This is a genomic window from Bulleidia sp. zg-1013 (genome assembly GCF_019798045.1).
Lineage (GTDB): Bacteria > Bacillota_I > Bacilli_A > Erysipelotrichales > Erysipelotrichaceae > Bulleidia.
In genome coordinates this window covers 1-12035 of the sequence record NZ_JAGXEX010000002.1, presented here as the reverse complement: position 1 = coordinate 12035, position 12035 = coordinate 1, and the positions used below count along the sequence as shown (strand labels likewise).

Sequence of the window (12035 nt, the reverse complement as noted above, 5' to 3'; positions counted from 1 at the left end):
TTATTTAACATTATTAGCTGCATTTGTTCCGGCAATACGCCCAAAAATAACGAAGTCAGCTACCGCATTACCACCTAAACGGTTAGCCCCATGCACCCCACCAGTTACTTCACCGGCAGCGAATAAGTTCGCAATGGTTTTTCCTTCTTTATTCAATACTTCAGCCTTTTCATTGATTTGGATACCGCCCATTGTGTGGTGTACACCGGGGCTTACTTTAATTGCATAGTATGGTGCTTTATTTAAAGGATTTGTAAAACTTGTACGATTGAATTCCGGATCCTTCTTATTAGCAACATAACCATTCCATGTCTTTAAGGTGTTCGCTAAATTTACTTCATCAGCACCAATCACTTTTGCTAATTCTTCTGCACTCTTACCGGTCTTGGTGTAACCTTTCTTGATATAGCCGGCAATAACACTGGATTTATCTACCATAGCCTGATCCACAACCAACCATGCAAAACCGCCCGGTTGCTTCAATTCAGCTTGTGATACCGCATCACGTGTACCAACTTCATCAAAGAAACGCTTACCTTCTGAATTTACTAAGATAGCTCCATCACCACGAAGACCTTCTGTAATCAAAGATTTTGATTCATACTCAACCGTTGGATGAATTTGGATTTGGTTCATGTCCACTGTATTAGCCCCAATGGCTTCTGCCATCTTAATACCATCACCTGTGATACCGGATGTATTGGTTGTTGCCATACTCTTTAATTCAGGTTTTAACTTTACAACCATTTCTGCGTTACCCGCAAAACCTCCCGTTGTTAAAACAACCGATTTCGCATTGACTGTATAACCATCCGCTTTAACCCCAACAGCCTTGCCGTCCTTCACTAATATTTCCTTTACTGCCGCTTCATAAATAATCTTCACACCCAGTTCTTCCGCTTTCTTTTGCAGAATTGGAACTAAATAAGAACCAACCGCAATTGTCTTACCTTCCGCATTCACCGGCTTATGGATTCTCTTAACACTAGCACCACCGAAAGAGCCAACTTGCGATAAATCAGCCCCATTTTCTTTTAACCAATCAATGGCTGAAGCACTATTTTTAGTCAATGTTTCTACTAAAGTACGATTATTCAAATTCTTACCACCAATCATAGTATCTAAGACGAATAAATCGACAGAGTCAAAATAACCGCTTGGATTCTTTTTGTATTCCGTGTATTGTGTTTTCACTTTATCTGCCAAAGGTTTTAATTCCGAATACTTTTCAGCATTCTTCAATGTCTTTTCAATACCGGAACCTTCAACAAACTTATTTTTATCTTGAAGTTTTGTTTTGGCTGCGTTCATACCACCTGTAGATAAAGTACTGTTACCACCCGCAATGGCTTTCTTTTCTAAAACAACCACGTTCTTTCCGGCTTGTTTCGCTGTAATAGCGGCGGTTAACCCGGCCCCGCCGGCACCAACAACGACCACATCCGTGTTTAATGTTTCTTCTTTCTTTTTTTCCTTCTTAATAGCTTTCTTTAAAGCATTTACATCAGCACCGGAAGACTTAATCGCTGCTTCCGTAGCCGATAAAATAGCTTTACTTGTTAAAGTAGCACCCGAAACACTATCGACAGCCAAAGATTGATTCTTCACGATTTCTTCGGGAATCTTCTTCAAAGCAGTCGATGCAATCTCCTTTGTTTCTTCTTGCTTGGTAATCTTAACAGTTTCAATCTTCTTTTCGCTTAAAGTCACTTCAACTGCCACATCACCATTTCTGCCCTTAGCACTACCTGTATAAGTACCGGCTTTAAAACTTAAACTAGACTTTGGTGAACAAGCACTCAAAACCAAAGTAAAAGCTAACAAGATAACTGACAAAAACTTTTTCATTATTTATCCCCCTTATCAGCAGTACTATCATACCATAGAAACCTATTAAACTAATGGTCTATATAAAGAAAAATCACTAGTGAAACACTAGCGATTTTATCCTATCGAATGATTTTAAAAGTTTCCATCACTTGATGACAACGGGGACATAAACCATTCTCATCCACCTGTTCATCATAATTCCAACAACGAGGGCATTTTTGACCACTTGCCTTTAGAACTTCAACCTTTTGTTCTCCCACATTCAATTCCACTTGGCTGACAATCAACCATTGGGCTAAAGAAGAGCCTAAATTCCTTTCCAATAAGCTCTTGTTTTCTTTGCTAAGAGTTAAAACAAGCTTCGCTTCTTGTGAAGAAGCCACTATTTTTTCATGACGAGCTTCTTCAATTGCTTTGGTGACTAATGAACGCAAATCGAATAAACGATTGATTTCTTCTCGTAATTCTATTTCTTGCCCATAATTTTGAACCTTTGGGAATTCTTCATAATGAACCGATTCTTTTCCTAAATGGGAGAAATGGCTCCAAATTTCTTCCATCGTATAGACTAAGAATGGTGCCCATAACTTCACTAAAGCATCCACACAAGTCCAGTATACCGTTTGAACTTGGCGACGGCGTTTATCTTCTTTTGCGGACACATACAGAATATCTTTTGTGAAATCACAATAATAAGAAGAAAGCACATTCACCATGAAATACATTAATTCCTTATTCACAGCTAAGTAATTGTATTCTTCGACATCCTTACGGACTTGCTTCACAAGATCATTTAGTAACACAAGAACTTGTTGATCAACCTTTTCTAGTTGCTCAAAAGCGACTAAATCTTTGCTTGGATTAAAATCATCACGTGAAATATTTCCTAACAAGAAACGGAAAGTATTACGAATTTTACGATATTGTTCAGAAGTTTGTTTGATATTACTATCCCCTAACTTCAAATCTTCTTTAAAGTCGGAAGCCATTGCCCAAAGACGAAATACGTCGGCTCCATTCACCTTAATAATATCCAATGGATTGACAACATTACCAAGTGATTTTGACATCTTTTCACCCTTTGAATCCACCACATAGCCATGGCTTAACACTTCTTTATAAGGGGCTCTACCATTTACAGCTGTTGAAACAATCAGGGATGAGTTAAACCAACCGCGGTATTGATCTGAACCCTCAAAATACAAGTCACATGGATAATCATAGCCACGTGCACTTAGTTCATTCCAAGAAGAACCCGAGTCAAACCAAACGTCCATAATATCTTTTTCTTTACTAAACAAACCATTTGGTGAAGCTGGATTCGTATATCCTTCCGGCAATAAATCTTGTGCTTGTTTTTCAAACCAAATATTTGATCCAAACTCATCTACTAAATGAGCGATATGCTCAAAAACTTCTTTTTCCATAATTGGACTACCATCTTCATTGTAGAGGATGGGAATGGGAACTCCCCATAGACGTTGACGCGAAATACACCAATCTCCACGGTCAGCAATCATATTATGCATTCGCTTTTGACCAAAGGAATTGTGCCATTTAATTTCTTCATCAATTTCTTTTAAAGCTTGTGTGCGAACTTTATCAATCGAACAGAACCACTGCTTGACAGCTCTAAAAATGACCTTCTTCTTTAAACGGTCATCGTGCGGATACGAGTGGGTGATATTTTCTACAGCCAATAAGAATTTTTTTTCATTCATATCATGAAGAATAGACTTCGAGCAATCTTCAAAGAACATGCCTTCATATTTACCTGCTTCTTCATTCATGTATCCACGTGCATTGACCGAACAAATTGGCGCAATACCATACTTTTGACAAACCAAATAGTCATCCAAACCATGACCGCCTGCGGTATGAACAACCCCTGTACCATCTTCATCGGTCACATGGTTTCCTAACAAACAAGGACAATCTTTCTCTAAGACCACATGATGATAGGTAATGTTTTCTAATTCACGACCTTTAAAGGTTCTTAAAATACCTTTATTTTCTAATTGAAATTTGGCTAATAATTTCTCAACAAACTTTTCTAAAAGCACTAGTTTACCAGCATCGGTTAATACCTGTGCATACACTAAATCAGGATGCACCGCTACGGCTTCATTAGAAGGAATGGTCCAGGGGGTTGTTGTCCAGATAACGAAGTTATCCTCTTCATCTAAAACACCTTTCCCATCCGCAATTGGAAACTTCAAATAAATCGTCGTGTCTTTGACATCTTTATAGATAATTTCCGAATCCGCTACGGCTGTTTCATTAAAAGGTGACCAATACACCGGCTTTAAGCCTTGGAAAATCATTCCCTTCAAAGCCATATTCGCAAAGCTGCGAATTTGGCGACCTTCAAATTCTTTTTGTAAGCTAATATATGGGTGATCATAATCGGCAATTTGTCCCAAACGCTTTTCCGTTTCCATTTGGCTTGCCATTTGACCATGGGCAAACTCTTCGCACTTACGACGGAATTCAGTGGCTGAAATTGACTTACGATCCACACCCAATTTCTGAATCGCATTTTCGATTGGTAAACCATGGGTATCCCAACCCGGAAAGAATGGTGTGTAATAACCAAGCATCGCATGACTTCTCACAATAAAATCCTTGATGGAACGATTCATCGCTGTTCCGGCGTGTAAGTTACCATTCGCATAAGGAGGACCATCATGCAATACAAAAGATGGCTGTCCTTCATGTTGCTTTAGGATACTTTCATAATGCTTCTTATCTTCCCAATTCTTTAAAATAGCTGGTTCCTTCTTCGCCAAATTTCCTCTCATTTCAAAATCTGTTTTTGGCATATTTAGAGTTTCTTTGTAATCCATTGTGACCTCCTTTACAAAAGAAAACGTCCTTATCTTCTAAGGACGTTTTAAAACGCGGTACCACCTTAGTTTATAGTCAAAGACCATACCCTTCATTTTTCCTTAACGCAGAATCACGTTTACTCCCGGGTGATATCCATTTCTTGTCTTCTTGCCTTTTTCCAGCAAGCAAAGGCTCTCTATATTTCCGACAAGTTGGCTTGTCCTGTTCATCGTAATCACTTATTCAAAATACTTTAGCCATTCCCGATCCGGTAAATCAGGAAGCTTAAACGCATCCAATTCCTTATTGATTTGCGCTAATTGTTCTTTCATTTCCTTCTTCACAATGCCCGCATCTTCGTATAGAACGGTTAATTGTCTTAGAACAGAATGAGCATTCGCCAGCGTTTCTTGAATCATCATGTCCGCATTTTCATGAGCGGTATTGATAATCTTCGTTGCTTCATTGAGGGCTAACGACTTAATTTGGTTGGCTTGAACTTCCGCTTCTTGACTTTTATTTTGTAGAAGTGCTAATTCTTGACGCAATCGATCATTCTCCATTTGAAGTTCAACCATACTATTTTGGTACAACTCCAATTTTCGTGTCAGCACAGATAAACCAGCTTCCATTTCTTCCATTTTTGCGTCAACCGCAAAACGATCATAACCATTTTTGGTTTTTCGAAATCTTGCTCGCTGACCCATGGACTCTCCTTTCAGATATATTGCTTCATATGCGCAACCAGACGACCGCTTTTCGCCTGCCGAATCATCTCAATAAATTGAAATCTTCCACAGCCACGTATAGAAATCGTAGTCCCATTATGGCACAATTTACCGGCATCTTCAATCATTTCATGATTTACCGATACTTGTCCGGCTTGAATTTGGTGCTTCGCTTTTTCCCGTGATGTTTTCATCAATGCAGATACCATCGCATCAATTCGATAACTAGCCACAATCACTTCAAACTCACGAAAAGCTCTTTCATAAACAGGATAATCCGTTAGTCTTTCCCAATGAATACGCAACTGATTCACTTGCGTGAGATGTTGCTCAAAAAAGGAAACCATGTCTTCACTTGTGTAAAGATAAATCGCATCGTTTTCTATCCAGAAATCACCAAAGGAACTTCTTTCCACTTGTAAGCTCATCAGTGCTCCTAAAACATCCTTATGACCAATCTTACGAAATCTTTGGTCAATCTTTGCTTTTAGGCAAACAATATCAGAAAAGCCATCCTCTCCCATTGGTGAGAAGATGACTTTTTTCTTCATGGCACCTTTGTATCCACCAAAGTAATAAAGACAACTACTCTCAGGAAATAAAGGTAATAGCTTTGTTTGTTCAGCTTCCTCTAAAAAGTTTGAACAGATACAAGTATTCCATAATTCACTTTTTAACTGTAAGTCACGCAAATGAGCTACTAAGGTATCAAAATCCCTAGTCTTCATCACTGTTTAAATTGATAGCGCCTTCTACCGGAACATTCTTTGGTGTGCATAAAATCACATTATGACCAATTTTTTGAATTGAACCATCCACAGCATAAACAACACCGGTTAAGAAATCAATCATGCGTTGCGCTGCATCCCTTGGTAACTTATGTAAATTAACAACCGCTGCACGACGTTCTTTCAAATGTTTGCCAACCTCTTCCGCTTGGCTAAAATCACGGGGTTCAAATAATACCACTTGCGTATCACCTGCTACTTTCTTTATATTCGACTTCGTTGTTTCATAACTGCTCACCGGCGAAATGGTTTCCATTTCTTGTGTATTGACTTCTAAAGCATCTTCGTCTTCTTCATCAATTGGAGCAATCCAGTTCTTTAATTTATCAAAACCCATATCTATACCTCTTTTATCTCTTTTCAAATTATATCAGTTTTCTTTTTAGAATACACTTTTCATTCTTGTTTTTTTCTTTTATAATACCACTAACATGTTAAAAGCTTATCGCAACTTAAATACTTGGATCTGGGTTGGTCTAGCTATCTTGCTAGCTTTCATTTCCCTTTTCTTTCAAAAAACACTCTTGCATTTTATCAATACCCTAGCCATGGTTGGCTTCATTTACTTTGCGATTGGAATTTTCCGTCTTTCTTGGATTAAAGGGGATTATGCCTTTCTAAGTTATCGAAAGCTCAAACACCATGATTTTAAGACCTACCGAGAAGATATCATCGAAAGAAGAAAAGATATTCCCAACAACATTTTTTACGCTTCTTTTGTTGTATTAGTTCTTTGTGCAGTCTTGCATTTATTTTACTGATACCGGTTCCTAGAACCATTTTTTATTGATTGGATGGAAGAAAAGACTTAAGCTCGCTTAAGTCTTATTTTAATTCCTTACGATACGCTTTCATTTCCGCTTCATTTGCCCAAATAAAATGACCGGGCTTGATTTCTTGGAAACTTGGTTTATCCGTATCATAATGGTGGGCATCAATGGAATAAGAAGGAACCATCTTGTTCTTTTCAATTTGCGGATCGGGAATTGGTACAGCCGCCAGTAATGATTGCGTATATGGATGCAATGGATTACGGAACAATTCATTCGTTTCCGCCAATTCAACAATACGACCTAAATGAATAACCCCAATACGATCGGAGATAAAGCGAACCACCGATAAGTCATGGGCAATAAAGACGGTTGTTAAGTTTCTTTCCTTTTGAAGCCTCTTCAATAAATTTAAAACTTGGGCACGAATGGACACATCCAACGCTGAAATAGGCTCATCGGCTATTAACAATTCCGGTTCCATAATAATAGCACGTGCAATACCAATACGTTGGCGTTGACCACCTGAGAATTCATGTGGATAACGAGATAAATGTTCCTCTAAAAGACCCACTTCCATAAGAGCATCGATTACTTTCTTACGACGTTCTTCCTCATCTTTGTATAGATGGAAATTCGATAGTCCTTCAGAAACAATATAATCTACCGTTGCCCTTTCATTTAAAGAAGCGGCCGGATCTTGGAAAACCATTTGGATTTTCTTAACAACTTCCCGATCCAATTCTTTTGAAATTTTACCGGAAATTTTCTTACCTTCAAAAATAACTTCACCATCGCTTAATGGATTAATACGAATTAAAGCACGGGCAACGGTTGTCTTACCGGAACCCGATTCACCCACAAGCGAAAAGGTTTCACCTCGATAAACATCAAAGTTCACATCCTTAACCGCCACAAACTTATTATGTCCAGAACCAAAGGTAACTTCTAAATTCTTGGCTGAAATCAATACTTCTTTATCTGTCTTAGCCATGATAGATACCTCCTTCTCCTAATGTATTTAATAAACGTTCATGCAAGTTGCGAATCGCTTCCGGTTTTTCCACCTTTGGTGCTCGCGGATCCATTAACCAAGTCTTCGCTAAATGGGTATTCGTTACCGCAAACATGGGTGGTTCTTGTTCAAAATCAATCTTCATCGCATATGGATTACGTGGCGCAAAGGCATCCCCTTTAATCTCTTCAAATAGACTTGGAGGGGTTCCGGTAATGGCGTATAAATCTTGACCTTTGATCCCTAACTGAGGTAAAGAGCTTAATAATGCCCACGTATATGGATGTTTTGGATCATAGAAGATTTCTTCTACCGTACCATATTCCACAATTTGACCGGCATACATAACGGCAACCTTATCCGCTACATTCGCCACCACCCCTAAGTCGTGGGTAATATAAACTGTTGTGAAGTGGTATTCAGCCGATAAATCCTTAATCAATTTAATGATTTGAGCTTGAATTGTAACATCCAAAGCCGTTGTTGGCTCATCACAGATTAAAATCTTGGGATGACAAGCCAAGGCAATCGCAATAACGATACGCTGACGCATCCCCCCGGAATATTGGAAAGGATATTCATCAAAGCGTTTCTCGGCATTATTAATACCAACTTTCTTCATCAAGCTAACCGCTTCAACACGCGCCTCACTGATGGATTTACCTTGGTGCTTCATGATGACTTCCGTAATTTGGGAACCAATGGAACGAATAGGATTTAAAGAGGTCATCGGATCTTGGAAAATAGTCGCAATCTTTTTACCACGAATGGCTTCCCATTCCTTATCATTCTTATTATCCAATAGATTTTTTCCCTCAAACATAATGCGTCCTTGAGGAATAAAACCATTAGCTTCTAACATACCTGTAAACGTCTTTGTGAAAACCGACTTACCGGAGCCGGATTCACCCACAATCGCTAAAGTTTCACCATCGTATAAATCAATCGAAACATTACGAATGGCGGTTAAGATACGTTCACGAACATGAAATTTAACGATAATATCCCGAGCACTTAAGACCGCTTTCTTACTCCCATTTTTATCTAAAGAAGCATCTAAATTCATTTTCATCTCTGACATGATTTCCCTCCTTACATATGGGTTCTTGGATCAGAAGCATCCGCTAAAGTCTGTCCAACGATATAAAGCGATACGGAAATAATCGCTGACATGAAGACAGGAATCCAGAATAGATACGCTGCTGATGTCATAAAAGTCGAATATTTTGAAATCAATTGTCCTAAAGAAACGTCGTTTGCACTTAAACCAATGCCTAAGAAAGATAAGAACACCTCATAGGAAATATAGTTTGGCACATCACGAGAAACTTGTGTCACAATAACCGATACCAAATAAGGTAAAATATTATGACGAATAATCTTTGGTGTTGATGTTCCTAAACAGCGGGAAGCCAAGTTGTATTCACGGTCACGAATCATCATAACTTGAATACGGATAGAGTACGCCGTTCCTAACCAAGAAGTAACGGTTAAAGCAAAAATCAATTGCCAGAAACCTTGCCCGATAACATACATCAAGACCATAACCACTAACGTGAATGGAACATTAGCAATAACATTATAAAGCTCTAACATGAAGACATCTAATTTCTTGGAATATCCCCAAAAAGCACCAACCACAACACCAACAACGTTTGTGATAATGGTCGCAATAATCGCTAAGTTTAAAGATGTCCTTGTTCCTAACCAAACGGAATCAAATAAGGAATCGCCAACGGTATCCGTTCCAAACCAGAAAGTCGCATTCGGTTTAATAAAACGTCTGGAAAAGTCGTTAACATGTGGCTTCAACGCTGGATTAAAGCCTGAAATAGATGGATAAATAATTGCCATTAATATAACAATTAAGGACAACACTAAGAAGAAAATAGCAGTCTTACTGGAAAAGAATTTACGGGAAACTGATTTCCAATAAGAGTAATGAGGACTGGCAATATGTTCGGATGCTTCTGAATCAATATCCACAAATGTAAATAATTCATCATTCATTATCGGCTTTCTCCTTTCGAGGTTAATTGAATACGAGGGTCAACAACCGTTACCAATAAATCACCTAACAATAATGAGATAATCGATAATGTTGTCAAGATAAAGGTAATCGCAATAACCATTGGGTTATTGTATGCCTTAATCGCATCCGGCAGCATCTTACCCATGCCCGGAATTGCAAAGACAGTTTCTGTAATCACCGCCCCGGAAATTGTTAAAATAACTGCAGCCGGAATACCATTCACTAGGGGAATTGAAGCATTGCGTAAAATATGTTTACGGAAGATTTCTCTTTGCGATAAACCCTTCGCTCTTGCGAACTTAACATAATCAGAACTTGCCTGATCCAACATAAATCTGCGCATCCACATCATAATACCACCCGTAGACATCAAGCCTAAAATTAAGACCGGTATAATATACGAACGAATATTATGGGCACCCAAAGTTGGAAATTTATCCGGCAAACCAATCTTCAAACCAATGAATTGAACAAAGTAAATGAAGGCAAGAGATGGTACTGCCGACATAACATTGATATAAATGGTGCCTAATTTATCTTGCCATTTATCCTTATGCGAAGCCATAGTCATACCCGCCGGAATACCAATGAGATAGGTAATAATTAAGGCAATAATACCCATCATCATGGAAGTTGCAATCATAGAAGGATCCGCATGTAAATTGTCACAATTCGCATAGTTATCCAAGAAACGACCTTTATCTAAATCATCCATCGTACTCGTTGCTTTATATTTACAAGCATGCAACTGTAAAGCACTATTGGCTTTCTTACCTGTTTCAAAAGTAATTGGTAACGGCTTACTGGAGCCCTGTGTTTGCGTCAATACATCTTTGACATCCACACCACCGAAAGTCGGATAAGAAACCCCAAAGTTCAAACCAATAAAGTTTTGATGAATGAAAGGGAATTTATCATCGAAATAAAGAAGATATTTATGAACCGTTCCCGATCCTTTAATGGCCGGTAAGCCATTATAGTCATTTTCAATATAAAATTTTCTTTCTAAATTCGGATTTTGATCATCCGAAACACGCCATGGATGATCCACTTCAATTAAATGCCCAAACCAATTTTTAACCAAGTCTAAAATACTATACTCCTTTGTTGCATAGTATAGTCCTGTACGATAAGTCTTAACGGTATAACCCTTATTTTTTAATTCATCAAACGCAACTTTGGCTTCATTCGAGTTTGTGACCATACAGCCATCTCCCTTACCTCGACAAATATCACCTTGTTCCTTGAAATCTAAATAACCCAAACGTTGATACACGCTATTCATATAGCGGGTTTTGGAATCTTCATCATTTAACTTCACCCATGTTGGATCTTGTTGGAAGATCTTCGAGCGATCGATTTGGGTATACACCAGTGTTAGTGCGATAATCACAACCGCAACAATGGAGAATACCGAGCGAATCAATCTTCCTATAACATAACGGCTCATAATCTCACCCTTTCTTATATCTGTTATAGTTTATCATAACCTTAAGTCATTTTCACGTCATTTATGACATTTTTTTCAAAACAATTTATGAAAACTTTTTCATTTATCTTACAAAAATAGAAAAAGGGAAGTTTTCACGAACCTCCCTTATCAAACGACTTTTATTTAGCAGTACGCTTATTCATCCATTCTTCTTTAGCCTTGTTGTACTCTTCAGCTGTCACGATTTCCTTTTGGATAACCCAGTGTTTGTACTTTTCGCCACCCGGACCAGCATCGGAGTATGCTGCTGTAAATGGCTTCACTCTGGAAACACGATAACCAATTGGTGTACAAGATATTGGAATTTCTAAAGCATTATCGGTTAGCCAAGCTTCCGCTTTCGCATAAGCTTCATAACGTTTATTCATATCATCAGAAATCGCATCCGCTTTTTCTAATAGGGACTCATACTCACTCAACTTAACGGGAATTTGACAGTTTTGAATTTAATATTTTCTTAAAAAGCTAGTAAATACTAGCTTTTTTGCTGTTTTCATGTCAAATTCAGGGATTTTCATTTGTAATAATATGTAATATCTGATATAATATTA

General features: G+C 38.2%; 11 protein-coding genes. 1 reads left to right on the top strand and 10 read right to left on the bottom strand.

All coding sequences use genetic code 11. The annotated features are described in order from the left end of the window. From K7I92_RS01780 to K7I92_RS01760, 5 genes are all read right to left on the bottom strand, one after another. On the bottom strand, window positions 1–1848 hold the full coding sequence (locus tag K7I92_RS01780; protein ID WP_220281803.1) for a flavocytochrome c: 1848 nt from the start codon (window positions 1846–1848) through the stop codon (window positions 1–3). Window positions 1849–1949: 101 nt separating this feature from the next. Then, window positions 1950–4676 (bottom strand): isoleucine--tRNA ligase, encoded by a 2727-nt coding sequence (gene ileS / locus K7I92_RS01775; RefSeq protein ID WP_220282032.1) that lies wholly within the window; start codon window positions 4674–4676, stop codon window positions 1950–1952. 222 nt (window positions 4677–4898) lie between these two features. Beyond that, the gene (locus tag K7I92_RS01770; RefSeq protein ID WP_220281801.1) at window positions 4899–5366 is read right to left on the bottom strand and encodes a hypothetical protein; all 468 of its coding nucleotides are present in this window, start codon (window positions 5364–5366) and stop codon (window positions 4899–4901) included. 11 nt (window positions 5367–5377) lie between these two features. Then, window positions 5378–6115 (bottom strand): YlmH/Sll1252 family protein, encoded by a 738-nt coding sequence (locus tag K7I92_RS01765; protein ID WP_255594305.1) that lies wholly within the window; start codon window positions 6113–6115, stop codon window positions 5378–5380. After that, the gene (locus K7I92_RS01760) at window positions 6105–6512 is read right to left on the bottom strand and encodes a cell division protein SepF (RefSeq protein WP_203244627.1); all 408 of its coding nucleotides are present in this window, start codon (window positions 6510–6512) and stop codon (window positions 6105–6107) included. The genes K7I92_RS01765 and K7I92_RS01760 overlap by 11 nt, the downstream gene beginning before the upstream one ends. Before the next feature lie 94 nt (window positions 6513–6606). Here K7I92_RS01760 and K7I92_RS01755 point away from each other — a divergent pair, with 94 nt between their 5' ends. Further along, on the top strand, window positions 6607–6936 hold the full coding sequence (locus K7I92_RS01755) for a hypothetical protein (protein ID WP_220281799.1): 330 nt from the start codon (window positions 6607–6609) through the stop codon (window positions 6934–6936). Between the two features lie 64 nt (window positions 6937–7000). Here the strand turns inward: K7I92_RS01755 and K7I92_RS01750 are convergent, their stop codons facing one another. The 5 genes from K7I92_RS01750 to K7I92_RS01730 form a co-directional block, all read right to left on the bottom strand. After that, complete coding sequence (locus K7I92_RS01750) at window positions 7001–7939, bottom strand: ATP-binding cassette domain-containing protein (RefSeq protein ID WP_203244629.1); 939 nt, start codon at window positions 7937–7939, stop codon at window positions 7001–7003. Beyond that, window positions 7932–9041, bottom strand: coding sequence for an ABC transporter ATP-binding protein (locus tag K7I92_RS01745; protein ID WP_222150641.1), 1110 nt, complete (start codon window positions 9039–9041; stop codon window positions 7932–7934). Before K7I92_RS01745 ends, K7I92_RS01750 begins: the two co-directional genes overlap by 8 nt. Window positions 9042–9052: 11 nt before the next feature. Next, entirely contained in the window at window positions 9053–9970 is a 918-nt protein-coding gene (gene oppC / locus K7I92_RS01740; RefSeq protein ID WP_203244631.1) for an oligopeptide ABC transporter permease OppC, read from the bottom strand. Continuing rightward, window positions 9970–11442: an ABC transporter permease gene (locus K7I92_RS01735; protein WP_220281798.1), complete on the bottom strand. Its 1473-nt coding sequence runs from the start codon at window positions 11440–11442 to the stop codon at window positions 9970–9972. Before K7I92_RS01735 ends, oppC begins: the two co-directional genes overlap by 1 nt. 161 nt (window positions 11443–11603) lie before the next feature. Continuing rightward, window positions 11604–11903: a hypothetical protein gene (locus K7I92_RS01730; protein ID WP_220281797.1), complete on the bottom strand. Its 300-nt coding sequence runs from the start codon at window positions 11901–11903 to the stop codon at window positions 11604–11606. Between the last annotated feature and the right edge of the window lie 132 nt (window positions 11904–12035).

Bases quoted from the DNA above. Each gene is read 5' to 3' on its own strand.
- K7I92_RS01780 (WP_220281803.1), bottom strand. From the start codon at position 1,848: ATGAAAAAGTTTTTGTCAGTTATCTTGTTAGCTTTTACTTTGGTTTTG.
- K7I92_RS01745 (WP_222150641.1), bottom strand. From the start codon at position 9,041: ATGTCAGAGATGAAAATGAATTTAGATGCTTCTTTAGATAAAAATGGG.
- K7I92_RS01770 (WP_220281801.1), bottom strand. From the start codon at position 5,366: ATGGGTCAGCGAGCAAGATTTCGAAAAACCAAAAATGGTTATGATCGT.
- K7I92_RS01765 (WP_255594305.1), bottom strand. From the start codon at position 6,115: ATGAAGACTAGGGATTTTGATACCTTAGTAGCTCATTTGCGTGACTTA.
- K7I92_RS01750 (WP_203244629.1), bottom strand. From the start codon at position 7,939: ATGGCTAAGACAGATAAAGAAGTATTGATTTCAGCCAAGAATTTAGAA.
- ileS (WP_220282032.1), bottom strand. From the start codon at position 4,676: ATGGATTACAAAGAAACTCTAAATATGCCAAAAACAGATTTTGAAATG.
- K7I92_RS01760 (WP_203244627.1), bottom strand. From the start codon at position 6,512: ATGGGTTTTGATAAATTAAAGAACTGGATTGCTCCAATTGATGAAGAA.
- K7I92_RS01735 (WP_220281798.1), bottom strand. From the start codon at position 11,442: ATGAGCCGTTATGTTATAGGAAGATTGATTCGCTCGGTATTCTCCATT.
- oppC (WP_203244631.1), bottom strand. From the start codon at position 9,970: ATGAATGATGAATTATTTACATTTGTGGATATTGATTCAGAAGCATCC.
- K7I92_RS01755 (WP_220281799.1), top strand. From the start codon at position 6,607: ATGTTAAAAGCTTATCGCAACTTAAATACTTGGATCTGGGTTGGTCTA.